This window comes from Allobosea sp. P5_A5 (assembly GCF_056400625.1).
This window is the reverse complement of record NZ_JBFUKY010000002.1, coordinates 206,129-231,413: the sequence shown is the minus strand read 5'-3', so window position 1 is coordinate 231,413 and position 25,285 is coordinate 206,129. Positions and strand designations below refer to the sequence as shown.

The window sequence follows — 25,285 nt, the reverse complement described above, 5'->3', positions numbered from 1 at the left end:
CTCCGACAGCGAGGCGCCGATGCTGCATTTCGAGGACTTCGTCGTCGGCGACATCGCCAGGACCGGCGCCCTCGTCGTCTCGCAGGACGACATCGTCGCCTTTGCCTCGCGCTATGATGCGCAGGATTTCCATGTCGATCCAGAAGCGGCCAAGGCGAGCTTCGTCGGCCGCCTGATCGGCTCCGGCTGGCACAGCTGCTCGCTGCTGATGCGGTTGATCGCCGAAGATTTCCTGCTCGATTCGACCGGCATGGGCGCGCCTGGAATCGAGGAGGTGAAGTGGCTTCGCCCCGTCCTGCCGGGCGATGCCGTGAGCGCGCGGCGCACCGTGCTCGAAGCCAAGACCTCGCGCTCCCGCCCCGAGATGGGGCTGGTCCGTTTCCGGCTCGAGTTGTTGAACCAGCGCGACGAAACGCTGCTCGATCAGACCAACTGGATCATGTTCGGCCGCCAAGGTGCCGGCGTCGCGCCGCAGCCCAAGGGCGACTGGCTCGCTCACGAGCCTCGTTACGAGCGACCAACATCCGAATCGGTGCTTGAAGCGCCAAACGAGCCGCCTGAGCCGACACGGTTCTTCGAGGAGCTGGAGATCGGCCGCCGCTATGAACTCGGCAGTTTCGTCTTTACGCCGGAGGAGATCATCGCCTTCGCCCGCAGCTTCGATCCTCAGCCCTTCCACATGAATGCAGCCGCTGCGGCGAATTCGCCCTTCGGCCGGCTTGCCGCATCCGGCTGGCACACCGCTGCGGTCTGGATGGCGTGCATGGTGGCGCATCGCAAGCGACAGCTCGCCGCCACGCCGGGCCGCCCGGCAAGGCTTGGCCCCTCCCCCGGCTTCAAGAACCTGCGCTGGTCGAGGCCGGTCTTCGCCGGCGACCGCATCACCTACGATTCGACGATCGCGGATAAACGGATGAGTGCCTCGCGCCCGGAATGGGGCCTGTTCTTCCACCGCAACACCGGCGTGAACCAGCACGGCGAGGAGGTCTTTTCCTTCGACGGCTGTGTGTTCGTCGAGCGGCAACCCGGCTGATCTCGGTTCAAGTGCCGCAGAACGTCGCCAGCACCCTTTCATCCGGCTGTGGCGGAAGCGCGTAATCCTCGCGCCCCGGCTGCTCCTCGAAGGGGCGAGCGAGGACGCCGAGTAGATCCTCGAAGGGTGTGAAGTCGCCACGTTCCACGGCCGCGTTCAGCGCAGCCTCGACGCGATGGTTGCGCGGGATGAAGAGCGGATTGACGCACCGCATCGCATCCCGCCGCTGCGCGGGCGTCATCGTCTCGGCCTGCACTCTTTGCCGCCAGCGCGCCTCCCAGACATCGAAGCCCGCCGCATCCCGGAACAGATCGCGGCAGCACCCTTCCCCGGCGAGCGCGGCATCATCGGAAAGGCTGCGGAAGGTCAACGTGAAATCGGCCTGCTGCCTGTGCATCAGCTCCAGCAGGTCCCGCACCAGCTCGACATCGTCGTCGCTCTCGGAGGCCAGACCCAGTTTGCGGCGAAAACCATTCAGCAGCGCCGGCTGGAAACGCTCGTTGAAACGGCCCAACGCTCCCTGCGCGATCGAAACGGCCGTGTCCTGATCCTCGGAGAGCAGAGGCAGCAACGCCTCCGCCAGGCGCGTCAGGTTCCACAGCGCGATGGGCGGCTGGTTGCCATAGGCATAGCGCCCGCGCTCGTCGATCGAGCTGAACACGGTCGCCGGATCATAGGCGTCCATGAAGGCGCAGGGCCCGTAATCGATCGTCTCGCCGGCGATCGACATGTTGTCGGTGTTCATGACGCCGTGGATGAAGCCGAGCGTCATCCAGCGCGCGATCAGCTCCGCCTGTGCGGCGATCACCACATCCAGCAAGGCGAGATAAGGTGCATCGGCGTTCGCTGCCGCCGGATAGTGCCTTGCGATGACATGGTCGGCGAGCGAGCGCAGGGCCTCGGTATCTCCGCGTGCGGCGAAGAACTGGAACGTGCCGATGCGGATATGGCTCGAGGCGATCCGGGTCAGCACGGCCCCCGGCAGCGCCGTCTCGCGCCGCACCGGCTGGCCGGTGGTGACGGCGGCGAGCGCGCGCGTCGTCGGGACGCCAAGCACCGCCATCGCCTCGCTGATGATGTATTCGCGCAGCACGGGTCCCAGCGCCGCGCGGCCATCGCCATTGCGCGAGAAAGGCGTCGGACCCGAGCCCTTCAGCTGGATGTCGACGCGCTGACCGTTTTTGCCGAGCACTTCGCCGAGCAGGATCGCACGCCCATCGCCGAGCTGGGGGCTGAACCCGCCGAACTGATGGCCTGCATAGGCCGCCGCGATCGGATAAGCGCCGCTAGGCACAGCATTGCCCGACAGCATCGCGACCCCTTCGGGGCTGCCGAGCCAGGCGACATCGAGCCCGAGGTCGCGCGCCAGGGGCTCGTTCAGCCGCACCAGAGCCGGTGCCTTGACCGGCGTTGGGTCCAGCCGGGCGAAGAAGCGCTCCGGCAAGCGGGCATAGGAGTTGTCGAAGGCGATGTCTGACATGGGTTGAAGATAGGTCGGGCGTCGCGCATCGCAACGCCACCGCGCGCTGCCGTCCTAAAGGAACGCCGTTTTACGGATTGTCCTGCGGCTTGCGGTCAGCCGCCTCCTCGGCCCGGCGCTGGCGCAGCACATCGGCGATGAACAGGCGAGATAGCGCGTGATACAGCGGCTCGCGCGAAATCAACCGCGCGGTGCCGTACCCGAGCATCGAGGCCGCCATCATCGCGATGGCGTTGTCATGGTTGCCGGTCATCTCCAGGATGATGACGAAAGCCGTCATCGGCGCCTGGACCACCCCCGAGAAATAGCCGGCCATGCCGAGCAGCGCCGCCAGCCCGATCGGGGCGCCGAGCCACAGGCCGATCGTGCTGCCGAGCCCCGCCCCGACCGAGAGCGAAGGCGCAAACAGGCCGCCGGGAATGCCCGAAAGCGACGAGGCCAGGGTCACCACGAGCTTGCCGAGGAAGAAACCCTCCGGTAACGCCGTCCCCTCGATGGCGCCTCGCGCCTCGTTATAGCCGGTGCCAAAGGTGAGCCCAGCGGACGCGACGCCCACGATCGCAACGACAAGGCCAGCGACACCGGCCACCATCAGGACCCGCCCGAGCGGCGTGGCCCGGCGCCAGCGGCGTATGCGCCGTGTCACGGCGATCAGCACAGCGCTGAAGCCAGCGCCGAAAGCGCCGCCGGCAACCCCGCACGCCACGACGAGCAGCCAGTCACGGCCGAGATTGGCGGAAACCTGAGCGACGCCGAAATAGGTATAATTGCCCACGAAGGCGAGCGAGGCGATGCCCGCGAAGATGACGGCCGAGAGCACGATCCCATTGGTCCGCGCCTGATAAGTCTTGCTCATCTCCTCGATAGCGAAAACGATGCCCGCCAGCGGGGTATTGAACGCGGCCGCGATGCCGGCTGCCGATCCAGCCAGGATGAGCCCGCGCGCCTGCGCCATTCCGCCCCACCGGGCCGCTTGAAGCATGATCGATGCGCCGACCTGCACCGTCGGCCCCTCGCGCCCGATCGAGGCTCCGCACAACAGGCCGGCCAGCGTCAGGACGACCTTGCCCAGCGCGATGCGCAAGGACAGAAACCGGCTGCGCTCATGGTCCTCCCGCAAGTGCCGAGCCGCGATCGCCTGTGGAATGCCGCTGCCTTGAGAGCCCGGCACGAATCGCGACGCGACCCAGGCGCAGAGCAGAAAACCAGCCGGCGTCACCACCAGCGGCAGGAAGCGAAACGCGTCCTCGCGCCTGACCGCCAGGCCGAACAGATGCTGGGCCCCGTCGGCGAGCCAGGCGAACCCGGCGCTGACAAGGCCGATGGCCAGGGCTCCGCTCCAGAACACCAGCCGCTGCCGCCAGAAGCGCGGCGTGATCGCCAGCGCGCGCGAACGGCGAAGCATCGGGATGCGGGCGGCGGGACGGGTCATCGGCGGGCCTGGAGCTGGCACTCTGCGAGCGGCGGGGGGACGCGAGCCGGCGCTTCCCGTCATCGCTAGCGAGGCAAAGCCGATCCGTCCATCATAAGCGTGACCCAGCGGCCGATTGCGACGAACCGATCGGACCGTCAGCCCGTCATCAGCCGGGACGATACCGTCCCGACGCTTTCGACACGGTCGCGCCCGCGACGCTTGGCGACATAGAGGGCCCCGTCGGCCGCCGCATAAAGCGCATCGCCATCGAGCGGGCCGCTCGCATGACAATGACCAATCGAGACCGTCGGCCCCTGCAATCCCGGAGCCAGCTCGTGCCAGGCGGCGGAGCGCAGAATCAGCCGCGTCGCTTCCGCTACAGACAGGGCCGTCTCATAGCTCGCCTCCGGCATGAGGATACCGAACTCTTCGCCACCCAGCCTCGCGACGAGTCGGCCGGGCGGAGCCGGCATCGCCTGGATCAGCTGCGCCACCTTCTGCAGACAGGCATCCCCGACGACATGGCCGAACTGGTCGTTGATTGCCTTGAAATAATCCACGTCGATGATCAGCAGCGACAGCGACTGTCGCTTTTCCGCTTCGACAGCGAGGCCGGCCATGAAGCGGCGGCGGTTCGCCAGGCCGGTCAGGCTGTCTGTCTGGGCCAGTTCCTCGAGCTCGGCATTGGCTTTCTGAAGCGCTTCCCGGGCCTGTATCAGAGCCATCTCCTGGCGCTTGGCAGAGGTGATATCGGCATGGATGAAGCAGCCTATGCCCTCGACGCTGTGGCGCGCGATCACGCGGCGCCAGCGCTGGCCGGGCAGCTCGACCTCGAAGGGCGCTCCATCGTAACGCAGCCCGTTCCGGATGCTCGCGCGCAAGCCAGCCACGGCAGAGATCTCGCGCCAGCAGCCCGCGATGATCTCGTCGAGCTTCAGCCCGACGATGGGTCGGTCGTCGGCGATGTCGTAAAGCTGGCGAAAGGCGTCGTTGGCCGCGATGATCCGGTCCTCGGCGTCGATGATCGAAGCGCCGTCCGGGATGAAGCTCAAGGCGTCCAGCACGGGCTGCACGCCGTTGGCGATCACGGGATTTTCGATCGGGCGGTCGAGCGCCTGCCAGAGCCGGAGCCGGCTTCCGTCCGGTGCCCTCAGGGACGAGGCGCGTACGCGCCGCCCATGCTGGATGAATTCGAAGGGCTGCGTCTGGTTGTGATGGCGTGCCACGCCTTCGGCGATGTAACGCTCGATGTCGGACAGCTCGGTCGGCGTCAGCCTCGTTAGATAGAAGCGACGGAGGTTGTCCGCATAGGGCTCCCCGCACCGCATATGCCCGTCATGCTCCGGAAAGAGCTGCAGGAACGTGCGGTTCCAGCTCACGGCGCAATGCCCGGCGTCGTATTCGCACGCGCCGATGCCGAGCATGTCCAATGAATCGTGCAGGTAGCGCGAAACGACCATGCCCAGGATTTAGGCTTGAATGTTTAACGTAAGGTAAGATCAAAGCGCCGGACTCAGCCGACTTTGCCATATCCCGAGAAGCGCTCGGCCACGCGTTGCATCTCGGCATCGTCCAGCACGACGGGATCAAGCCCTGCCGACAGGAGGTCGAGATATTGCCCGGCGAGATTTTCAACCTCGGCCACGATCTGATGCGCGCCGGCAAGCGAGCCACCCAGTGCGATCACGCCATGGTTCGCCAGCAGCACCGCCTTGCGGCCCGCCAGCGCCTTGACGGCATTGTCGGCGAGCTCGGGCGAGCCGAAGGTCGCATACTCGGCGCAGCGCACATCCGCCCCCCCGCAAAGCGCGATCATGTAATGGAAGGCCGGAATGCCACGGCGCGCGCAGGCGAGCGCCGTGGCGCGCGGCGAATGCGTGTGCACGATCGCCTGCGCATCCGGCCGGGCGCGGTAGATCGCGACATGAAACGGCCATTCGGACGACGGCTTGCCCGCGCCCGAAAGCACGCTCCCGTCCAGCGAGAGCGCGATCAGATCGTCCGGCGTGGTCCGCGCATAGGGCAGGCCTGACGGCGTGATCAGCAGGCCTTCGCCGAAACGCGCCGAGACATTGCCGGATTTCGAGGGACAGAAGCCGGCCCGGTCGATGGCCTGTGCCACCGCGACGATCTCCTGGCGCAAATTCGCTTCGTTCATGCTGCCGCTCCGCTGGCGAGGTCGGGAAAGAGCCCGGCCAATCCGCCCTGGCTGGCCGGGCAGACGCCCCGCTCGGTGATCAGGCCGGTGACGAGCCGGGCCGGTGTGACGTCGAAGCCCGGGTTGGCGACGGCACTGCCGGGGGCGACGACGCGCACCGCCCGCGTCTCGCCATCATCCGCCAGCCCCTGCACATGCGTGACCTCGCGCGCCGCCCGTTCCTCGATTGGGATCTGCCGAAGCCCATCCGTCATCGTCCAGTCGATCGTCGGGGATGGCAGCGCCACATAGAACGGCACACCGTTATCCCGTGCCGCGAGCGCCTTGAGATAGGTGCCGATCTTGTTGGCGACATCGCCGTTCGCCGTCGTGCGGTCCGTGCCGACGATCACCATGTCGATCTGGCCGCGCTGCATCAGATGCCCGCCGGCATTGTCGACGACGACTGTATGCGGCACGCCGTGCGCGCCGAGCTCATAGGCCGTCAGCGCCCCGCCCTGGTTACGCGGCCGCGTCTCGTCGACCCAGACATGGACCGCGATCCCGGCATCATGCGCGCGGTAGATCGGCGCCAGCGCCGTGCCCCAATCGACCGTCGCAATCCAGCCGGCATTGCAATGGGTCAGGATGTTGACCGGCTCGCCTGCGGGCTTCCGCGCCGCGATCGCCCGGATCAGCGGCAGGCCATGCTCGCCGATCGCCCGGCAGAGCGCGACATCCTCGTCGCAGATCAGCGCCGCCTCGCCATAAGCTGCCTCCGCGCGGTCCGTCGCGTGGAGCGGTGCCAGGACGCGCCGCATCCGCGCCAGCGCCCACTGCAGATTGACCGCCGTTGGACGCGTCGCGCCCATCAGTGCCAACGCTGCCTCCAGCGCGGCGTCCGAGGCGTCGGCCCGCATCGCCAGCGCCACGCCATACGCCGCCGTCGCACCGATCAACGGCGCCCCACGCACCACCATGTTGCGGATGGCATCGGCTGCCTGCGCGACCGACCCCAGCGTCACCGTTTCGAAGCGGAACGGCAGCCGCGTCTGGTCGATAACGACGACGCGCCAGCCATCCTGCGCGAGCCAGATCGTCCGGTAATGCTGGCCGTTGATCTTCATGGGCCCTCAGTGCCCGTCGAAGGAGACCAGCGTGCGCACCGGCACGCCGAGCCTGCGGATGCGGTCGGAGCCGCCAAGCTCCGGCAGATCGACGATGAAGCAGGCCGCGACCACCTCGGCGCCAAGCCCGGTCAGCAGTTTGACGGCGCCCTCCGCGGTCCCGCCCGTCGCGATCAGGTCGTCGACCAGCAGCACGCGCTCGCCGGGCTGGACCGCGTCGCGATGGACCTCGATCTCGTCGGTTCCGTATTCCAGCGCGTAGGTGACGCGCAGCGTCTCTCCCGGCGGTTTGCCTTTCTTCCGCACCGGTACGAACCCGGCGGAAAGCTGGTGCGCCACGGCCCCGCCGAGGATGAAGCCGCGCGCTTCGATGCCCGCGATCTTCGCGATCTTCAGGCCGGCGAAGGGCTGCAACAGCTCGTCGACGGCGCGCCGGAAAGCCCGCGCATCACCGAGCAATGTCGTGATGTCGCGAAAAACGATGCCGGGCTTCGGATAGTCCGGAATGGCGCGGATCGTGTCGGCGAGATTCATCGTCCAGGGTCCAGAGGCAGGATCGGACGCCTTGGTCGGACGCCGCGACCTCTGCGTCAAGGGCGCCGAGTTCATGCCGCGCCGAGCACGCGGCCTGCCACCGCATCGAGCTTGGCCAGCAAGGCCGGATCGCGGAAACCCGGCGCGGTGATGATCGCGTTGTCGAGCGCGCGATGCGAGCCCGCCGGGCAATCCTGCCGCTCGAGCGGGAAATCGGATGCGAGCCTCGCCACCAATCGGCGCGCTTTGTCGGCATTGTCATGCAAAACCTGCACGACCGAAGCGACGTCGACCGCCCCATGCAGCTCGTGCCAGCAATCGTAATCGGTCACCATGGCGATGGTGGCGTAGGTGATCTCGGCCTCGCGCGCGAGCTTGGCCTCGGGCATCGCGGTCATTCCGATCAGGTCGTAGCCGAGACCGCGATAGCTGGTCGATTCGGCATAGGTCGAGAATTGCGGGCCTTCCATCGTGACCAATGTGCCGCCGCGCACGAAGGGGAGCTCTTCGGCTTGAGCCGCCTCGGCGATGCGATTCTGCAAGGTCTGCCCGACCGGATGTGCCACCGAGACATGAGCCACGCAGCCCTTCCCGAAGAACGAGCTTTCGCGCCGGCTCGTCCGATCGACGAACTGGTCCACCAGCACGAACAACCCCGGATAGAGCTCGGCCTTGTAGGATCCGCACGCCGAAAGCGAGACGAGATCGGTGACACCTGCCCGCTTCAGGACGTCGATGTTGGCGCGGTAGTTGATGTCCGAGGGCGAGAGCACATGCCCGCGACCGTGGCGCGGCAGGAAGACGATCTTCGTTCCGCCGATGCTCCCGATCCGCAGCGCATCCGAGGGTTCGCCCCAGGGGCTCTCGATTCGCTCCTCGCGGATGTCGGTGAGGCCTGGCAGATCATAGATGCCAGAACCGCCGATAATACCCAGAACGGCTTCGCTCATCGTCATTTCCTTTTGCAGGCGCGGAAAGGATCACCTTTCGATGACGATCGCAATACAGTGGACCGCGTCGTCAGACCGCTCGACATGCCAACAAAAAAGCCCCGCCAGGCGGGGCTTTTTCGAGAATGTCGTCTCGCCGCTTAGTGCGCCTAAGACGCTCAGTGCGCCGACGAACCGTCCGGCATGCGCGACCAGATCCGCTTCTTGCTGAAGTAGAGCAGGAAGGCGAGGATCACCAGGAAGGGCATGAACCACAGCGCGATCCGCTTGCGCTGCTCGAGATGCGGCTCGGCCATCCAGACCATGAACGCCGCGACGTCACGCGCATACTGGTCGACCGTCTCCGGTACCTGCGCCTTGCCGTCGGCACCCTTGGGATACTCGACCTGCCCGTCATTGAGCGGCTTGGGCATCGCGATCAGGTGGTTCGGCATATATTTGTTGTAGTGCTGCGTCGCCAGCAACGGCGGCGTTCCGGCCGGCGGCTCTTCATAGCCGACCATCAGGGCGTGGATATAATCCGGCCCTTGCTCCTGATACTGCGTGAAGATGTCGAACACGAAGCGCGGGAAGCCACGCTCATAGGTCCGCGCCTTGGCCAGCACCGACATATCCGGCGGATAGGCGCCGCCATTGGACGCACGCGCCGCCTGCTCGTTGGCGAAGGGCGACGGGAACGGGTCGGCCGCGCGGCCCGGCCGGTCGAACATCTCGCCGGTCTCGTTGGGGCCGTCCTTGACCTGGAAAGTCGCGGCAAGCCCATTGACCTGGCCCTGCGTAAACTCAGGCCCGCCGGGCTGTGCGAGGTTGCGGAACTTGACGAGGCTCGCGGCATGACAGCTCGCGCAGACTTCCTTGTAGACCTTGTAGCCGCGCTGCAATTGGGCCCGGTCGAACTTGCCGAAGGGGCCGGAGAAGCTCCAGCTCAGCGAGGGCGGCTCGCTATGACCTTCCGCCGCACGCGCGGCGGGCAGCGCCAGCAAGGAGACGGCAAGGCCGGCTGCGAGGCCCGTCAGGGCCAGACGAAACGAGGTTCTGCTCATGGTCTCGTCAGCCCTTGACGTTCGGTTCGGCAGCGGCGGCGCCGGCCATGCGGACCGCCGACCTACCCCGGGTCGAGGCCAGCACCGCATCGGCGATCGAGGTCGGTAGCGCCTTGGGACGCTCGAAGAGGCCGACGACGAACAGCGCCACGAAGAAGCCGAAATACAGCACCGTGAAGATCTGCGAGGCGATGACATAGCCGCCTTCGGGGGGCATCGCCCCGAGATAGCCCAGGCCGACGCAGACGATGACCCAGGCCCAGAACAGCTGACGCGCGATCGGGCGGTAGCTCATCGACTTGACTTTGGAAGTGTCGAGCCACGGCAGGAAGGCCAGCACGACGATGGCGCCGCCCATCGCGAGAACGCCGCCCAGCTTGTCGGGGATGGCGCGCAGGATCGCGTAGAACGGCAGGAAATACCATTCCGGAACGATGTGGGCAGGCGTCGAGGCCGGGTTCGCCGGGATGTAATTGTCGGCATGGCCCATGAAGTTCGGCTGATAGAACACGAACCAGCCAAAGATGATCATGAACACGACCATGCCGAACACGTCCTTGATGGTCGCGTAGGGCGTGAACGGAACCGTGTCCTTCTCGACGTTCTTCACCTCGACCCCGGTCGGATTGTTCTGCCCGACATGATGCAGCGCCCAGACGTGGAGCACCACGACGCCGAAGATCATGAACGGCAGCAGGTAGTGCAGCGAGAAGAACCGGTTCAGCGTCGGGTTGTCGACCGAATAGCCGCCCCAGAGATAGCTGACGATCGTTTCGCCGATCACGGGCAGCGCCGAGAACAGGTTGGTGATGACGGTCGCGCCCCAGAAGGACATCTGCCCCCAGGGTAGCACGTACCCCATGAACGCCGTCGCCATCATCAGCAGGAAGATGATCACGCCGAGGATCCAGAGCACCTCGCGGGGCTCCTTGTACGAGCCGTAATAGATGCCGCGGAAGATATGCATGTAGACGGCGACGAAGAACATCGAGGCGCCGTTGGAGTGCAGATAGCGCAGCATCCAGCCATAGTTCACGTCGCGCATGATGTGCTCGACGGAGTTGAACGCCATCATCGAATTGGCGGTGTAGTGCATCGCCAGGATCACGCCTGTGATGATCTGCGCCACCAGCATGAATACGAGGATGCCGCCGAAGGTCCACATGTAGTTCAGGTTGCGGGGCACCGGATAGGAAACCGCTGAGTCGTGGGCCAGCCGGATGATCGGCAGGCGCGCGTCGAGCCAGCGCTCGATGCCGCTCTTCGGGACGTAGGAGCTGTGACCACTCATGAAGAATGCCTCAAGGCTGTCTCATCTTGGCAGGAAGGCATCGAGCGCCAGAAAAGCGATACACACATGGCTCAACCGATCTTGATCTTGGTGTCCGCCGTGAACGCATAGGGCGGAACCGGCAGGTTGAGCGGTGCCGGGCCCTTGCGGATGCGGCCGGAGGAATCGTAGTGCGAGCCGTGGCAGGGGCAGAACCAGCCATCGAAATCGCCCTTGGGTTCGCCGGGCGCGGTGCCCAGCGGAATGCAGCCGAGATGGGTGCAATTGCCGAACACGACGAGGATCGGCTCATGGCCGGCCTTGGTGCGCTGCTGATCGGTCTGCGGATCGCGCAGGGTCGTGATGTCGACAGCAAGCGCCTCGTCGATCTCCTTCTTCGTGCGATGACGAACGAAGATCGGCTTGCCGCGCCAGAAAATCTTGATGGCCTGGCCTTCGGCGATCGGAGCCAGATCGACGTCGACCGGGGCGCCGGCCGCAATCGTCTGCTGGTCGGGCGCGAGCTGGCTGATCAGCGGAACGACGATGGAGCCGACCGCGACAGCACCGGCCGCGCCCGTCGCCAGCAGCAGGAAGTCGCGGCGGGTTCCGCTTTTCGTATCGGTCGCGTGCGCCACGATCCAATCCTTCTCAACACGTCTTGCGAGCTGGAACAGCTCGAATTCATCGCCACTCGCCCTCATAGGGGCGCGCCGGCACAGCCGCAATGCGGCCGCGCGTCGCTCGGCTCTTTGACATGCAGATTGGACGAAGTCTACTCTCGCGAAAGCGTGATCCGCGCATGGCGCACAGGCGCCTGCCGAGGGCCTCAGGCGGGGAGCTTTTCCGGGTCCGCTGCAGCCAGGAAACCGCCGGACTGGCGCGACCATAGCCGTGCATAAAGCCCTTCGCGCGCAATCAGCTCCGCATGAGTTCCGACATCGACGATCCGGCCCTTGTCGAGAACCACGAGCCGGTCCAGCTCGGCGATGGTGGAGAGCCGATGCGCGATGGCGATCACCGTCTTGCCTTGCATCAGCGTCGAGAGCTGCTGCTGGATCACCGCCTCGACCTCCGAATCGAGCGCAGAGGTGGCCTCGTCCAGCACCAGGATCGGCGCATCCTTGAGCAGGACGCGGGCGATGGCGATGCGCTGGCGCTGCCCGCCGGAGAGCTTCACGCCACGTTCGCCGACGCGCGAATCGAAACCCTTTCGCCCGTCCTGATCGCCAAGCCCGAGAATGAAGTCGTGCGCCGCGGCCTGCTGGGCCGCGCGCGCGATCTCGCTCTCGCCGGCGCCGATCCGGCCATAGGAGATGTTGTCGCCGATCGAGCGGTGCAGCAGCGAATTGTCCTGCGTCACCATGCCGATCTGCGCCCGCAAGCTGTCCTGCGTGACATGGGCGATGTCCTGCCCGTCGATCAAAATGCGCCCCCCCTCCAGCGGGTAAAGCCGCAGCAGCAGGTTCACCAGCGTCGATTTGCCAGCGCCCGACGGGCCGACCAGCCCGATCCGCTCGCCCGGCGCGATCGTGAGGTCGAGCCCCTCGAACAAGCCGGCGCTGCGCCCGTAATTGAAGCGGATGCCGTCGAAGCGAATCTCGCCCCTCGCCACCGCGAGCGGCACGGCCCCCGCCGTATCCGGGAGATCGTGCGGCTTGGCGATCGTCTCCATGCTCTCCTGCACGGAGCCGAGATTCTCGAAGATGCCGCGCACCAGATGAATCAGCCAGCTCGACATCTGCACCAGCCGCAGCACGAGGCCGACGGCGGCCGCGACAGCGCCCGGCGTCATCTCGCCATGGCTCCAGAGCCAGAACGCGAGCCAGGCCGTGGCGACCACCAGCAGCGAATTCATCGTCTGCAGGATCACGCTGACGCCGGTAATCAAGCGCGACAGGTTGAGGAAGGACTGGTTCCACCATCCCAGCGATTCGCGCACGGCCGAGCGCTCGGCGTCGGCCCGCGCGAACAGCTTGACGGTCAGGATGTTGGTATAGGCATCGACGATCCGCCCCGTCGTGCTGGAGCGCCCGAGCGAGTTCGCCTCCGAGCGCTTCTTGGCGCGCGGCACGAAATAGATCAGCAGCGCGACGTAAGCCCCGAGCCAGACGACGACCGGCAGCGCGAGCCAGAGACTGGTCTTGCCGAAAAAGCCGATCGCCACGGTCGCGAAGACGAGCGCGTACCAGAGGTCGTCGATGACCTCGATCGTCGCGCCGCGAATCGATTGGCCGGCCTGGATCACCCGCGCCGAAAGCCGGCCGGCGAAGTCGTTCTGGAAATAGGAGAGCGCGTGGCCGAGCGTGTAGACGTGGTTGCGCCAGCGGATCTGGTTGGTGATCTGCGGCACCACCACCTGGTCCACGATGGCGTGATTGGCGAAATAGATCAGCGGCCTCACAACGACGAGCAGGAACGCAGCGCCCATCAGCAGCCAACCCTGATCGCGCCAGATCGCTTCCGGCGTGCTGTGGCTCAACAGGTCCACGAACCAGCCGACCATGAGATACATCAAGGCCTCGATGCCGCTGAAGCCGAGGCCCGTCAGCATGATCAGGCCCATCCAGCCCTTCACGCCCTTGATGTGGTGCCACATGAAGGGCCAGACGCCGCGCGGCGGCACCTCGCGCTCGTCAAAGGGCGCGAAGACATCGATGCGGCTTTCCAGCCAACGGAAGAGCGGGGCGAACATGAACCGCCCTCCTAGGCCGGCATCGTGGCAATACAGCGCTCATATGGGCCCGGCACACCCCGCGCGCCAGATTGCTTGACGCATGCCGGACTGCCCCTTCATGACAGCAGCCGATGTCCGCAGCCACCATTCGCCTCGCTTTGTTCCAGCCGGATATTCCGCAGAACACCGGCACGCTGATCCGCATGGCGGCCTGCCTCGGCTTCGCGGTCGATATCGTCGAACCCGCCGCCTTCGATGTCTCGGACCGGCATTTCCGCCGCTCGGGCATGGATTATCTCGAACGCGCCACTGTTACCCGCCATGATTCGTTCAGGGCATTCGAGGAGTGGCGCCGTGCAAGCGGCCATCGCCTCGTTCTGGCCGAGACCGATGGCGAGACGCCCTTGCCGGAGTTCGGCTTCCGGCCCGGCGACATCGTCATGGTCGGGCGTGAATCGGCGGGCGTGACGACGGACGTCCGCGCGGCGGCCGAAGTCAGCCTGCATATCCCGATGCGCGCCGGTTTGCGCTCGATCAATGTCGCGCTCGCCGCGGCGATGGTAATGACTGAGGCGCTGCGACAGACAGGCGGCTTCCCGGGCCGCGAAGGATGAAGCCGATGACGACACGCCGCCCCGCCGAGCCCGCCATCCCTGCCGATCCGGCCCTGGTGGAGGCGTTGAAGCCCCGCGCCGCTGCGTGGTTCGCCGAACTGCGCGACCGAATTTGCACCGCGTTCGAGCAGATCGAGACGGAGGCGGCCGGCCCGTTTCCGCCGGAATGCGACGCCCCCGGCAGCTTCGTTCGCACGCCCTGGCAGCGCACCAACCATGACGGTACGCCGGGCGGCGGCGGGGTCATGTCGATCATGAAGGGGCGCGTCTTCGAGAAGGTCGGGGTGCACGTCTCGACCGTGCATGGCAGCTTCCATCCTGATTTCGCCGGCCAGATCCCGGGCGCGGCGCAGGATCCGCGCTTCCACGCCACCGGCATCTCGCTGATCGCCCACCCCTGGAATCCGCATGCGCCGACCGTGCATATGAACACCCGTTTCGTGGTGACGACGCGGCCCTGGTTCGGCGGTGGCGCCGACCTCACGCCCGTGCTCGACGTCCGCCGCCGTCAGGATGACCCCGACGCCCAGGATTTCCACGCAGCCTTGCGCGCGCCCTGCGAGAATTTTCCCGCCATCGCCGACTACGAGGACTTCAAGGCCTGGTGCGACGAATACTTCTTCCTGAAGCACCGCAACGAGCCGCGCGGCATCGGCGGCATCTTCTACGACTACATCTGGACCGGTGATGCCGAAGCCGACCTCGCCTTTACCCGCGCGGTCGGCGAGGCTTTCCTCAGTGCCTATCCCGACATTCTGAGGCGCAATCTCGCGAAACCGTGGACGGACGCCGAGCGCTACGAGCAGCAGGTCCGGCGTGGCCGCTATGTCGAGTTCAACCTGCTCTACGACCGGGGCACGATCTTCGGGCTGAAGACCGGCGGCAACGTCGATTCGATCCTGTCCTCGATGCCGCCGACCGTGCGCTGGCCCTGAGCCGACGACGCTTCAGCCGCTGGTCCCGCCGAGCGCGCAGCAGCCGTCACCAACGCCATCTGTTCGCTGAATCCGGCCGGGCAGCCCGCGTCGATCCAGCGCTCCCGGCTGACCTGCAGGATGCGCCCGACCTTCGGTCCAGGCGGTATCCCGAGCGCCAGCACGTCCTTGCCACTTGGCCGGAACGCCGGAGTCTGGCCAAGCGCGGCGATGAGTTGCCGCACGCTGTCTCGCCGTTGCGGCTCGGCCGACGCGGCCGAGAGAACGAGCGCGTCGGCCGCCGCATGATCGCCCTCGGCTAAGGCCACGTGGCGCAGGGCGGCGACGTTCGGCAGGTCTGCTCGCCCGCCCAACCGCTCTAGAGCCAACGCGATCCGTTCGATCCGGTCAAATTCTTCGTTGGAGAGCCGCAAGCCTTCGCGGAGCCGCGCCGCATCCTCCTTCACCGACACCGCCAGCGCGGACAGCCTGAAGGTGGGGGAGAGCTCGTTCCCATCATCCGTCGCGACCGCGCGGAATCGCGCCAGATGCGGCACGCCCCCGATGACCGGCATCAGCAGCCCCGCGCCGGCCATCGTCTCGAGGGTGCCGGCAGCCCCTGGCGCGACCAGCAGCTTCATCAATTCGGCGCGCACCCGCTCCCGCGACAGCCCGGCCAACCCGCCTCGGCCGGCGATGCAGGCGGCGAGCCCCGGTGCATCCGGTTTGCCTGCGCCATACTGCGCCTGAAACCGGAAGAAACGCAGGATGCGGAGGTAATCCTCCCGGATTCGCGTCGCCGCGTCCCCGATGAAGCGGACCCGGCGCGCGTCCAGATCGGCAAGTCCGCCGCAATGATCGTGAACCGCGCCCGCCCGGTCCAGAGCCAGCGCATTGATGGTGAAGTCACGACGCATCGCGTCGGCCTCGAAGTCCCGCCCGAAAACGACCTTGGCGTGGCGCCCATCGGTCTCGACATCGCGCCGCAGCGTCGTGACCTCGAAGCTTTCGCCGTCGCCGACCAGCGTCACCGTGCCGTGCTCGATGCCGGTCGGAATCGCCTTGAAGCCCGCAGCACGACCACGCCGGATCGTCTCGGCCGGCAGTGCCGTCGTGGCGAGATCGATATCGCTCGCCACCTCCCCGAGCAGGAGATTGCGCACGGCACCACCGACGATCCGGGTCTCCTCGCCTGCGCCGTTCAGCGCCTGCAGCAGCCCCGCCAGCGTCGGCCGCGCGAGAAAGGCCGCGATCGGTGTCGCGACATCGCGCGTCACCGGAAGCGGCCCGGCACAAGCACGCCATTCTCCATATGCGGCGGCTCATAAGCGCCGCGATCGCGCTTGGCCGAGAAACCGTCGACCAACAGGATGCCGATCGCCAGTAGCAGGCCGGCGACCGCCAGCGCAAAGGCGTGGCGGCTCCAGTGCTCGACATCGAACGGATTGCGCCGCTTCACCACCAGATACCCGGCGAAGAGGCAGAAAGGCACGACGAAGAGCAGGAACTCTTCGATGATGGCGCGCAGCATGGCTTCTCTTTCAGTCCACCAGCCGCTCATAGAGGTTGCGGATGATACCGGCGGTCGCGCCCCAGATATAGCGATCACCGAACGGCATCGCATAATATGTGCGGAAATGCCCCTTCCACTCCCGGCCTTCGCGCTTGTGGTTTGCGGGATCGAGTAGAAAAGACAGCGGCGTCTCGAAAGCCGCGTCCACCTCGCCGGGATTGAGCGTCAGCGTGAACGGCGGCTCGACCAACGCCACCACCGGCACGATGCGATAGCCCGTCCCGGTCAGATAGGCGTCGAGAAATCCCAGCGTCTGGATGCGCTGGCGGGACAGCCCGATCTCCTCCTCGGTCTCGCGCAGCGCCGTCACCGCCGGCGAGCCGTCGACCGCGTCGACGCGCCCGCCCGGAAAGGCGATTTGCGCCGAATGGCTGCGCAGGGCTGCGGCGCGCTGGGTCAACAGTACGGTCGGCCCCTCCTCGCGCGCCACGACGCCGATCAGAACGGCTGCGGGAATCGCCCGCTTCTCGTCCGGGATCGGGACCGCCTGATCTTGCCCCTCATGGTCGCCCCGTGGGCGCGCGATAACATCGCCGAGCTGCGGCGGATCGGGACGCAAGCGCTCGCGGGCCAGGGCCGCGAACGCCTCAGTGCTGAGATTCAAGGTCTTATCGCGATTCATCAGACGTCGAGGTCCTCGATCTCGCTGGCCGGCACAGCGGCATGAAAAGCGCCGCCGGCAGCGATGCCGAACTGCTCTTGCCCGTCGATCTCGCGAACCTCCCCCAGCGCCAGAAGATCATAGGTCAAAGCCCGCGTCAGCCGCGCCCAGAGCCCCCGCCTGACATGCACATAGGGCGTCAGCCCGTCCTTGGCGGCCCGCTCGAAGCGCAGCGCGTGCTCCGGCCCGACACCGACGAGGTCATCGACTTGCGTGCGGAAAGCGATCTCGCGGCGATCATCCGCACCATCGACCTGCATCTCGACCGCCTGAAAGGCCGCATCCTCGACCTGGATGCGCACCTTCTCGACGGGGGTCACGAGAAAGTGCTCGTCGCCCTCGCGCTTTAGCACAGAGGCGAACAGCTTCACCAGCGCCGGTCGGCCGATCGGCGTACCCAGGTAAAACCAGGTGCCGTCCGCCGCGACGCGCATGTCCAGGTCGCCGCAGAAAGGCGGGTCCCAGCGCTCCACTGGCGGGGGACCCCGCCGCTTCTCACCGCCGAGCGCGGCCGTCAGCCGCTCCATCGCATTACCGGATATCATCGCAGGACCGTGCGCCGCCGCATGCGGCATAGGGGTTGCATCGCGTTTCCGCCTTGAACTCCACATAATCGTGAAGCGGAGTTTATGTGTACCGCAGCAATCGGTGCTTGAGCCAGCAAACCGGCCCGTCCACACTCAACGGTGGAAAGCCGCGATGGGTCCGAGCCTGGGATTGTCGCATGCGACAGCGGCACACCAGAGCCCGGAGAGTGAGGGAGATCGATATGGTGGCGCAAGCCCGCACGAACGAGAGCAGCGCGCCGATCGATCTCGACAGCGGTGTCGTCGAGGCGGCCGAGGCCGCGCTCGGTGCCATCGGCGCCGCCCGCAAGGAAATCGGCCAGGTCATTTTCGGCCAGCAGAAGGTCGTCGACCTCTCGTTGATCACGCTTCTGGCCGGCGGCCATGGCCTCCTCGTCGGCGTGCCCGGCCTCGCCAAGACCAAGCTCGTCGAGGCGATGGGCACCGTGCTCGGCCTCTCCGCACGTCGCGTGCAGTTCACGCCGGACCTGATGCCCTCCGACATTCTCGGCTCCGAGGTGCTCGACGAGAGCCCCGACGGCAAACGCCATTTCCGCTTCATCAAGGGCCCCGTCTTCGCGCAGCTGCTGATGGCAGACGAGATCAACCGCGCCAGCCCGCGCACCCAGTCGGCGCTGCTTCAGGCGATGCAGGAACACCATGTCACGATCGCTGGCGAACGCTATGATCTTCCCGCCCCGTTCCATGTGCTGGCGACGCAGAACCCGATCGAGCAGGAGGGCACCTATCCGCTGCCCGAAGCGCAGCTCGACCGTTTCCTGCTGGAAATCGATGTCGGCTACCCCGATCGCGAGGCCGAGCGCCGCATCCTGCTGGAGACGACCGGCGCGGCCGAATACAAGCCGACCCAGGCGCTGACCGCCGAGACGCTGATGTCGGTGCAGCGGCTCGTGCGCCGGCTGCCGGTCGGCGAGGCCGTGGTCGATGCTATCCTCGATCTCGTTCGCTCCGCCCGCCCCGGCGAGGGCGACGCCGCCATCACCGACAAGCTCTCCTGGGGCCCCGGTCCCCGCGCCAGCCAGTCCCTGACGCTGGCCGCGCGCGCTCGTGCCCTGGTCGAAGGGCGCCTGGCGCCGTCGATCGACGATGTCGCCGCTTTGGCCGTGCCTGTCCTGAAGCACCGCGTCGCGCTGACGTTCGCCGCGCGCGCCGATGGCGAGACCATCGAGGGCGTGATCGGCCGGCTGGTCGAGCGGCTGGGATAGCGGCATGCTGCGCACGCGCGTCCTCAGTCAGACCGAGCGCAAACCGGCGAGGCCCGTCCTCACCGCCTCGCTCGATCTCGCGGCGCGCCTGCCCCGCCTCATCCTCGAAGCGCGCCGCGTCTCGGCCAGCGTCCACGGCATCCATGGGCGCAGGCGAGCCGGTCCGGGCGAGAGCTTCTGGCAATATCGCCCTTTGGTGGCAGGCGAATCCGCCTCGCGCATCGATTGGCGCCGTTCGGCACGAGACGGACATCTGTTCGTGCGCGAGCGCGAATGGGAGGCCTCCCACACCGTCTGGCTCTGGATCGACCGCTCGGCCTCGATGGGCTTTGCCTCCTCGCTCGCGCAGGCCCCGAAGATCGACCGCGCGCTTGTAGCCGGCTTTGCCCTTGCGGAGACGATGGTCGAAGGCGGCGAGCGCGTCGGTCATCTCGGCCTGACGAGGCCCCTCGCCTCACGCAACATCATCGAATTGCTGGCACAGGCGATCGTCGCCGATCGCGACGGCGCGGAGGAGGATCTGCCACCGGCCGTGCCGCTGCAGCGCCTGTCGGACGCGATCATCGTCACCGATGGGCTCTCGCCGGCCGACGCGCTGGCAAAGCGCATCGCAGCCCTGTCGGCAAGCGGCGCGCGCGGCCATGTGCTGCTGATCGCCGACCCCATCGAGGAGACCTTTCCCTTCACCGGCCAGGCCGAACTGTTCGACCTGGAGGATGGCCTGGCGCTGCGCGTCGGCGATGCCGGCTCGTGGGGCGAGGAGTATCGCCAGCGCCTCGCCGCCCATCGCGACGCGATCCGCGAGGCCTGCCGCAAGGCCGGCTGGACGCTGACGCTCCACCGGACGGATCGTCCGGCAAGCGAAGCCGTTCTGCGCGTCGCCAGCCTCGTTTCGACGCGAGGAGCGAACTGATGCGGTGGCTCGCGACGGACGCGTTCCCATGCTGAGCGCCCTGCCCTTCACCTTCTCCGCACCGCTGGCCCTGGCTGCCCTCGCGATCCTGCCGGCGCTCTGGCTGATCCTGCGTGTGACGCCACCACGCCCGCGCCGCATCGATTTCCCCCCGCTGAAAATCATGGCGGACCTCGTCGCCAAGCGAGAACTGCCGGCGCATACGCCCTGGTGGCTGCTCGCCTTGCGCATGGCGGTGGCGGCGCTCGCTATCCTCGCCGTTGCCGGCCCGATCTGGAATCCGCCTCGCGAAGCGGCCCCGACAGGCGGCCCGATGCTGCTGCTGGTGGATAACGGATTCGGTGCGGCCGGCGACTGGCCGGAGCGCATTGCCGTGGCCGAATCCCGCATCGCCGCCGCAACGCGCGAGGGCCGCACCATCGCGGTTGTCGGTCTTGCCGAGAACCCGACCGAGATCGCCCTCTCCGATCCGCGCGCCGCGCTGGAAAAGCTGCGCGCGCTCATCCTGGAGCCGCATGCGCCCGACCGGGCCGCCCATCTGCCTCGCATAGAGAGTTTTCTGCGGGCCCAACCGCAGGCCGAGATCGTCTGGGTGTCGGATGGATTGGCCGTGGGCAATGAGGCCCCCTTCCTGGCTCGGCTGAAGCAGGTCGCCGATGCGCGCCGTCTCGCCGTTCATTCCGGCCCGGCGGGTCAGATCGCGCTGGCCTCGGCTGAAAACCAGGCCGGTGCGCTGACCGTCAAGGTGCTGCGTCCGGACCCCGCCGCTCCTGCGACGGGGCAGGTTCGCGCGCTCGATCTCAAGGGGCTCTCGCTCGGCGAGGCGCCCTTCATTTTCGAGGGTTCGGCGCTGGAGACGACGGCGCGCCTGACCTTGCCGATCGAGGTCCGCAACGCGGTGTCGCGGATCGAGGTGCTCGGCGAGCGCAGCGCCGGAGCCGTCGCGCTGCTCGACGACAGCGCCAAGCGCCGCCGCGTCGGCATCGTGTCCGGGACCACGGCCGACACCGCCCAGCCCCTGCTCTCGCCGACCTATTACGTGTCTCGCGCGCTCCAGCCCTATGCCGATGTCCGCCAGCCGAGGCAGGGCTCGACAGACCCGGTCGGCGAGTTGCTCGGGCAGAACCTGTCGGTGCTGGTTCTCGCCGATATCGGCGCGCTGGACCGCGAGACCATGGCCAAGGTCGAGGATTTCGTGCGCCGCGGTGGCGTGCTGCTCCGCTTCGCCGGCCCCCGCCTGGCTACCGCCTCGGATGAGCTCACCCCCGTGCGGCTGCGCCGCGGCGGCCGCACGCTCGGCGGCGGCCTCTCCTGGGAGACGCCGCGCAAGCTCGCCGCCTTCACTCGCGAAAGCCCCTTCTATGGCCTGACGATCTCCGACGATCTGCGCGTCAGCCGCCAGATCCTGGCCGAGCCCGAAGCCGAGCTTTCCCGCAAGACCTGGGCGGCGCTGGAAGACGGCACCCCAGTCGTCACCGGCGAGCGGCGCGGCGACGGGCTGATCGCGATGTTCCATGTGACCGCCGACACCACCTGGTCGAACCTGCCGCTCTCGGGCCTTTTCGTGGAGATGCTGCGCAAGGTCGTGAACCTCTCGGGGACCGGTCCGGCTCCGGCGCAGGGCGAGGAGATTCGGGCTGAAACCCTCTCTCCCACCCGCGTCCTCGACGGTCTTGGCCAGTTCCGCACGCCGCCGGCCACGAGCCAGCCCGTAGCGCGCAATTTCACGGGTCGCGCGACGCTGCTGCATCCGCCGGGCCTCTATGGCCCCAGCGAGGGCTCCTTCGCCGTGAACGCACTAGGGCCCACAGACAAGCTTGCCGCGCTCGATCTCGCCGGGCTCGGGACGCCGATCCTGCCGATCGGTGAGCCGGTCGCGCGCGATATGCGCCCGCCGCTGCTGGTGATGGCCCTGCTGTTGCTGGTCGCCGACACGCTGGCGACGCTCTGGCTCGGCGGCCGGCTGCGCTTGGGGCGGGCCCGGCGTATCGCCGCGCCGGTCGCGATCCTGCTGACGCTGTCGCTCGCCGGCGCCGGCACGCCCGAGCCCGCGCGCGCCCAGACGCCCCCGGCCCCGCCGAATGCGCAGACGGCGCTGCCGCCCATCCCGCGCGAACTCCTCGCCAATGGCGCCATGACCCGTCTCGCCTACGCCGTCACCGGCGACAGGGCTGTCGACGACATGTCGAAGGCCGGCCTCGCTGGCCTCAACACTGCGCTTGCCGCACGCACCGCGCTGGAGCCCGGCGACCCTGTCGGCGTCAATGTCGAGCGTGACGAGCTGGCCTTCTTCCCGGTGCTCTACTGGCCGATCGTCGCAGGCCGGCCGATCCCCTCGCCCGACATGCTGCGCAAGCTCGAAGCCTATATGAAGGGCGGCGGGCTGGTGATCTTCGACACGCGCGATGCCATGAGCGCGCGGCCTGGCGGCGGCACCACCCCGGAAGGCGATCAGCTCAAGCGCATGCTGCAGACGCTCGACATCCCGGAACTCGAGACGCTACCGCGCGACCATGTCCTGACCAAGACCTTTTATCTGCTGGATGGGCTGGTCGGCCGCTACGACACTGGAGCAACCTGGGTCGAGGCGCTGCCACCGGCCGATGATGACGGCCGCCGGCCGGCCCGCTCCGGCGACAATGTTTCGCCGATCGTCATCACCTCGAACGACCTGGCCGCCGCATGGGCGGTCGACCGGCGCGGCGAAGGGCTGGTGCCCCTCTCCGGCTCCGATCCGCGCCAGCGTGAAATGGCCCTGCGCGCCGGCGTCAACCTCGTGATGTACGCGCTGACGGGCAACTACAAGGCCGATCAGGTCCACGTCCCGGCCCTGCTGGAAAGGCTGGGGCAGTGATGGTCGTTCCAGCCCACACAGCCCTCATCCTGAGGAGCCGTTCCGAAAGGAACGGCGTCTCGAAGGATGGTCCAGCCTGCCCCGGACCCAACTGGAGCATCCTTCGATACGCGCCTGCGGCGCTCCTCAGGATGAGGATTGAGCAAGATCCTCCGGAGGGTGGCCGCTGATGTGGAGCCTCTCCTTCGTCCCCCTTGTGCCGCTGCCGCTGCTGATCGGCCTTGCCGTTCTGGCAGCGCTGGCGGCCGGCGCCGCCATCGTGCTGGCCGGGCGCAGCGCGATCCTGCGGGCGCTGGCGTTGGCCGTATTAGCGGTCGCGCTCGCCGACCCCTCGCTCGTCTTCGAAGACCGTGAGCCGGTCAAGGACGTCGTTCCGATCGTCGTGGACCGGTCCGCCTCGAACAAGCTGGCCGATCGCACGGCGCAGACCGATGCGACGCTGGCCGAGGTCGAGCGGCAATTGCGCGGCATCCCCGGCATCGAGCCGCGCGTGGTCGAGGTTCGCGACGCGCAGGGCTCGAGCGACGGCACCCGTCTGTTCGAAGCGCTGACCAACAGCCTGTCCGATGTCCCATCCGAGCGGGTCGCCGGCGCCATCGCCATCACGGACGGCCTTGCCCATGACACGCCGCCCAATGCCGAGGTGCTCGGCCTGAAGGCCCCGCTGCATATCCTGACCACAGGCCGCAACGCCGAGATCGATCGCCGCATCGTGCTGGTCGATTCCCCCCGCTTCGGCATTGTCGGCAAGGACCAGATCATCCGGCTTCGCGTCGTCGATAAGGGCGGCCCCGGCCGCGCCGGCCTCACCATCCGCCGCGACGGCGAGGTCATCGCGCGGCGTGAGGTCGCGACCGGACAGATCGTTCAGGTGCCGGTCCGCATCGACCGCGGTGGGCCCAACGTCGTCGAGATCGAAGCCTCCCCGCTCGACAACGAGCTGACGCTCGCCAACAACCGCGCGGTCATCACCATTGAAGGCGTGCGGGACAAACTGCGGGTGCTGCTGGTCTCGGGCGAACCCCATCCGGGCGAGCGGACCTGGCGCAACCTGCTGAAGGCCGACGCCAATGTCGATCTCGTCCACTTCACCATTCTGCGCCCGCCCGAGAAGCAGGACGGCACGCCGATCAACGAGCTTTCGCTGATCGCCTTCCCGACGCGCGAGCTGTTTCAGGTGAAGATCAAGGAGTTCGACCTGATCATCTTCGACCGGTACGCCAACCAGTCGATCCTGCCGCTGGTCTATTTCGACAACATCGTCCGCTATGTCCGCGATGGCGGCGCGCTTCTGGTCGCGGCAGGCCCGGAATATGCCGGCCAGCAGACCTTGGCGCGAACCCCGCTCGGCCAGATTCTGCCTGCCATTCCCGATGGCAGCGTCATCGACGAGGCCTATCGCGCCCGCGTCAGCGATCTCGGCAAGCGCCACCCCGTGACCCGCGACCTGCCAGGCTCCGAGGTCGAGCCGCCGCGCTGGGGCGAATGGCTGCGCATGGTCGGCGCCCAGGCCAAACCGGGAACCGCCCCGGTGATGACCGGCCCCGGCGAGAAGCCGCTGCTGATGCTCTCACGCGAGCAGAAGGGCCGTGTTGCGCTCTTCCTGTCCGATCATGAATGGCTCTGGGCCCGCGGTTTTCGCAATGGCGGGCCTTATCTCGACCTGCTGCGGCGCCTGAGCCACTGGCTGATGAAGGAGCCGGAGCTGGAGGAGGAGGCCCTGCGCGCTTCCGCCCGAAACGGCACGATCGAGGTCGAACGCCAGACTCTGGGCGACAGCCCCGCCCCCGTGACCATCTCCGGACCGGACGGCCAGACCCGGCAAGTGCCGCTGGAAGCAGGGCGGCCCGGGCTTTTCACCGCGCGAATCCCGACGACACAGCAGGGGCTTTATCGGCTGAACGCGGACAACCTGACCGCCTTCGCCAGTGTCGGCCCCGAAAATCCGCGCGAGCTGATGGAGGTCGTCAGCGAGCCGCAAGCCCTGGCGCCGCTTGCACAAGCGACCGGCGGCTCCTCCCGTCGCATTGGCCATGAAGGCGATTCCGGCGTCAGCGTCCCGCGCATCGTGCCGATCCGCTCCGGCAGCCAGTTCGCTGGCGCGGACTGGATCGGGCTCAGGATCAGCGACTCCGGCGTCGTGCGGGGCGTGCAGATCTCGCCGCTCTTCATCGGGCTGATCGGATTGGCGGTGCTGTTCGGCGCGCTGGTGGCCGGCTGGGTCGGCGAAAGCGGGCGGCGCTTCAAACGGCAGAGCTGAAACACCGCCCTTCCGAAATACACGCGTCATGCTCGGGCT

Annotated in this window: 22 protein-coding genes; 7 read left to right on the top strand and 15 right to left on the bottom strand. The window is 67.3% G+C overall.

Annotation, left to right across the window (positions count from 1 at the left end; translation table 11 throughout):
- Window positions 1-19 precede the first annotated feature (19 nt).
- A complete protein-coding gene (locus tag AC1DR6_RS04665; protein WP_476828024.1) occupies window positions 20-1,033 on the top strand; it encodes a MaoC family dehydratase in 1,014 nt (337 codons plus the stop codon).
- A 7-nt stretch (window positions 1,034-1,040) separates the two neighbouring features.
- Here AC1DR6_RS04665 and AC1DR6_RS04660 read toward each other — a convergent pair whose 3' ends face one another.
- From AC1DR6_RS04660 to AC1DR6_RS04610, 11 genes are all read right to left on the bottom strand, one after another.
- Window positions 1,041-2,513 (bottom strand): protein adenylyltransferase SelO, encoded by a 1,473-nt coding sequence (locus AC1DR6_RS04660; RefSeq protein ID WP_476828023.1) that lies wholly within the window; start codon window positions 2,511-2,513, stop codon window positions 1,041-1,043.
- A 70-nt stretch (window positions 2,514-2,583) separates the two neighbouring features.
- Window positions 2,584-3,945, bottom strand: coding sequence for a chloride channel protein (locus AC1DR6_RS04655; protein WP_476828022.1), 1,362 nt, complete (start codon window positions 3,943-3,945; stop codon window positions 2,584-2,586).
- Window positions 3,946-4,082: 137 nt separating this feature from the next.
- Window positions 4,083-5,387 carry a GGDEF domain-containing protein gene (locus tag AC1DR6_RS04650; protein WP_476828021.1) on the bottom strand — a complete coding sequence of 435 codons (1,305 nt, stop codon included), beginning with the start codon at window positions 5,385-5,387 and terminating at the stop codon, window positions 4,083-4,085.
- Between the two features lie 53 nt (window positions 5,388-5,440).
- Window positions 5,441-6,085, bottom strand: coding sequence for a class II aldolase/adducin family protein (locus tag AC1DR6_RS04645; RefSeq protein ID WP_476828020.1), 645 nt, complete (start codon window positions 6,083-6,085; stop codon window positions 5,441-5,443).
- On the bottom strand, window positions 6,082-7,191 hold the full coding sequence (gene mtnA / locus AC1DR6_RS04640) for an S-methyl-5-thioribose-1-phosphate isomerase (RefSeq protein WP_476828019.1): 1,110 nt from the start codon (window positions 7,189-7,191) through the stop codon (window positions 6,082-6,084). The genes AC1DR6_RS04645 and mtnA overlap by 4 nt, the downstream gene beginning before the upstream one ends.
- 6 nt (window positions 7,192-7,197) lie before the next feature.
- On the bottom strand, window positions 7,198-7,725 hold the full coding sequence (locus tag AC1DR6_RS04635; protein WP_476828018.1) for an adenine phosphoribosyltransferase: 528 nt from the start codon (window positions 7,723-7,725) through the stop codon (window positions 7,198-7,200).
- A gap of 71 nt (window positions 7,726-7,796) precedes the next feature.
- A complete protein-coding gene (locus tag AC1DR6_RS04630; protein ID WP_476828017.1) occupies window positions 7,797-8,675 on the bottom strand; it encodes an S-methyl-5'-thioadenosine phosphorylase in 879 nt (292 codons plus the stop codon).
- 158 nt (window positions 8,676-8,833) lie between these two features.
- The gene (locus AC1DR6_RS04625) at window positions 8,834-9,718 is read right to left on the bottom strand and encodes a cytochrome c1 (protein ID WP_476828016.1); all 885 of its coding nucleotides are present in this window, start codon (window positions 9,716-9,718) and stop codon (window positions 8,834-8,836) included.
- A gap of 7 nt (window positions 9,719-9,725) precedes the next feature.
- Window positions 9,726-11,009, bottom strand: a complete 1,284-nt coding sequence (locus AC1DR6_RS04620; protein ID WP_476828015.1) for a cytochrome b — start codon at window positions 11,007-11,009, stop codon at window positions 9,726-9,728.
- Between the two features lie 71 nt (window positions 11,010-11,080).
- Window positions 11,081-11,626: a ubiquinol-cytochrome c reductase iron-sulfur subunit gene (gene petA, locus AC1DR6_RS04615; RefSeq protein WP_476828014.1), complete on the bottom strand. Its 546-nt coding sequence runs from the start codon at window positions 11,624-11,626 to the stop codon at window positions 11,081-11,083.
- Window positions 11,627-11,817: 191 nt separating this feature from the next.
- Window positions 11,818-13,683, bottom strand: a complete 1,866-nt coding sequence (locus AC1DR6_RS04610; protein ID WP_476828013.1) for an ABC transporter ATP-binding protein — start codon at window positions 13,681-13,683, stop codon at window positions 11,818-11,820.
- 113 nt (window positions 13,684-13,796) lie between these two features.
- On the opposite strand from AC1DR6_RS04610, the gene AC1DR6_RS04605 reads away from it, so the two are divergent.
- On the top strand, window positions 13,797-14,279 hold the full coding sequence (locus tag AC1DR6_RS04605) for a tRNA (cytidine(34)-2'-O)-methyltransferase (RefSeq protein WP_476828012.1): 483 nt from the start codon (window positions 13,797-13,799) through the stop codon (window positions 14,277-14,279).
- A 5-nt stretch (window positions 14,280-14,284) separates the two neighbouring features.
- On the top strand, window positions 14,285-15,214 hold the full coding sequence (gene hemF, locus AC1DR6_RS04600; RefSeq protein ID WP_476828011.1) for an oxygen-dependent coproporphyrinogen oxidase: 930 nt from the start codon (window positions 14,285-14,287) through the stop codon (window positions 15,212-15,214).
- Here hemF and AC1DR6_RS04595 read toward each other — a convergent pair.
- The 4 genes from AC1DR6_RS04595 to AC1DR6_RS04580 are packed head-to-tail and all read right to left on the bottom strand — an operon-like array spanning window position 15,124 to window position 18,002.
- On the bottom strand, window positions 15,124-16,470 hold the full coding sequence (locus tag AC1DR6_RS04595) for a CCA tRNA nucleotidyltransferase (protein WP_476828010.1): 1,347 nt from the start codon (window positions 16,468-16,470) through the stop codon (window positions 15,124-15,126). The genes hemF and AC1DR6_RS04595 overlap by 91 nt on opposite strands.
- Window positions 16,467-16,724 (bottom strand): DUF6111 family protein, encoded by a 258-nt coding sequence (locus tag AC1DR6_RS04590; RefSeq protein ID WP_476828009.1) that lies wholly within the window; start codon window positions 16,722-16,724, stop codon window positions 16,467-16,469. The genes AC1DR6_RS04595 and AC1DR6_RS04590 overlap by 4 nt, the downstream gene beginning before the upstream one ends.
- Before the next feature lie 10 nt (window positions 16,725-16,734).
- A complete protein-coding gene (locus AC1DR6_RS04585; RefSeq protein WP_476828008.1) occupies window positions 16,735-17,388 on the bottom strand; it encodes a CoA pyrophosphatase in 654 nt (217 codons plus the stop codon).
- Complete coding sequence (locus AC1DR6_RS04580) at window positions 17,388-18,002, bottom strand: DUF1285 domain-containing protein (protein WP_476828007.1); 615 nt, start codon at window positions 18,000-18,002, stop codon at window positions 17,388-17,390. Before AC1DR6_RS04580 ends, AC1DR6_RS04585 begins: the two co-directional genes overlap by 1 nt.
- Before the next feature lie 194 nt (window positions 18,003-18,196).
- On the opposite strand from AC1DR6_RS04580, the gene AC1DR6_RS04575 reads away from it, so the two are divergent.
- The 4 genes from AC1DR6_RS04575 (at window position 18,197) to AC1DR6_RS04560 (ending at window position 25,246) form a co-directional block, all read left to right on the top strand.
- The gene (locus tag AC1DR6_RS04575) at window positions 18,197-19,219 is read left to right on the top strand and encodes an AAA family ATPase (protein ID WP_476828006.1); all 1,023 of its coding nucleotides are present in this window, start codon (window positions 18,197-18,199) and stop codon (window positions 19,217-19,219) included.
- 4 nt (window positions 19,220-19,223) lie between these two features.
- The gene (locus tag AC1DR6_RS04570; RefSeq protein WP_476828005.1) at window positions 19,224-20,132 is read left to right on the top strand and encodes a DUF58 domain-containing protein; all 909 of its coding nucleotides are present in this window, start codon (window positions 19,224-19,226) and stop codon (window positions 20,130-20,132) included.
- Between the two features lie 31 nt (window positions 20,133-20,163).
- Window positions 20,164-22,986, top strand: a complete 2,823-nt coding sequence (locus AC1DR6_RS04565) for a DUF4159 domain-containing protein (protein WP_476828433.1) — start codon at window positions 20,164-20,166, stop codon at window positions 22,984-22,986.
- 169 nt (window positions 22,987-23,155) lie between these two features.
- Window positions 23,156-25,246 (top strand): hypothetical protein, encoded by a 2,091-nt coding sequence (locus tag AC1DR6_RS04560; RefSeq protein ID WP_476828004.1) that lies wholly within the window; start codon window positions 23,156-23,158, stop codon window positions 25,244-25,246.
- Window positions 25,247-25,285: the final 39 nt, after the last annotated feature.

Coding starts and splice junctions, on each gene's coding strand:
- AC1DR6_RS04580 (WP_476828007.1), bottom strand. CDS start 18,002: ATGCCGCATGCGGCGGCGCACGGTCCTGCGATGATATCCGGTAATGCG.
- hemF (WP_476828011.1), top strand. CDS start 14,285: ATGACGACACGCCGCCCCGCCGAGCCCGCCATCCCTGCCGATCCGGCC.
- AC1DR6_RS04605 (WP_476828012.1), top strand. CDS start 13,797: ATGTCCGCAGCCACCATTCGCCTCGCTTTGTTCCAGCCGGATATTCCG.
- AC1DR6_RS04575 (WP_476828006.1), top strand. CDS start 18,197: ATGGTGGCGCAAGCCCGCACGAACGAGAGCAGCGCGCCGATCGATCTC.
- AC1DR6_RS04650 (WP_476828021.1), bottom strand. CDS start 5,387: ATGGTCGTTTCGCGCTACCTGCACGATTCATTGGACATGCTCGGCATC.
- AC1DR6_RS04660 (WP_476828023.1), bottom strand. CDS start 2,513: ATGTCAGACATCGCCTTCGACAACTCCTATGCCCGCTTGCCGGAGCGC.
- AC1DR6_RS04620 (WP_476828015.1), bottom strand. CDS start 11,009: ATGAGTGGTCACAGCTCCTACGTCCCGAAGAGCGGCATCGAGCGCTGG.
- mtnA (WP_476828019.1), bottom strand. CDS start 7,191: ATGAAGATCAACGGCCAGCATTACCGGACGATCTGGCTCGCGCAGGAT.
- AC1DR6_RS04645 (WP_476828020.1), bottom strand. CDS start 6,085: ATGAACGAAGCGAATTTGCGCCAGGAGATCGTCGCGGTGGCACAGGCC.
- AC1DR6_RS04610 (WP_476828013.1), bottom strand. CDS start 13,683: ATGTTCGCCCCGCTCTTCCGTTGGCTGGAAAGCCGCATCGATGTCTTC.
- AC1DR6_RS04630 (WP_476828017.1), bottom strand. CDS start 8,675: ATGAGCGAAGCCGTTCTGGGTATTATCGGCGGTTCTGGCATCTATGAT.
- AC1DR6_RS04665 (WP_476828024.1), top strand. CDS start 20: ATGCTGCATTTCGAGGACTTCGTCGTCGGCGACATCGCCAGGACCGGC.
- AC1DR6_RS04560 (WP_476828004.1), top strand. CDS start 23,156: ATGTGGAGCCTCTCCTTCGTCCCCCTTGTGCCGCTGCCGCTGCTGATC.
- AC1DR6_RS04570 (WP_476828005.1), top strand. CDS start 19,224: ATGCTGCGCACGCGCGTCCTCAGTCAGACCGAGCGCAAACCGGCGAGG.
- AC1DR6_RS04590 (WP_476828009.1), bottom strand. CDS start 16,724: ATGCTGCGCGCCATCATCGAAGAGTTCCTGCTCTTCGTCGTGCCTTTC.
- AC1DR6_RS04635 (WP_476828018.1), bottom strand. CDS start 7,725: ATGAATCTCGCCGACACGATCCGCGCCATTCCGGACTATCCGAAGCCC.
- AC1DR6_RS04655 (WP_476828022.1), bottom strand. CDS start 3,945: ATGACCCGTCCCGCCGCCCGCATCCCGATGCTTCGCCGTTCGCGCGCG.
- AC1DR6_RS04625 (WP_476828016.1), bottom strand. CDS start 9,718: ATGAGCAGAACCTCGTTTCGTCTGGCCCTGACGGGCCTCGCAGCCGGC.
- AC1DR6_RS04585 (WP_476828008.1), bottom strand. CDS start 17,388: ATGAATCGCGATAAGACCTTGAATCTCAGCACTGAGGCGTTCGCGGCC.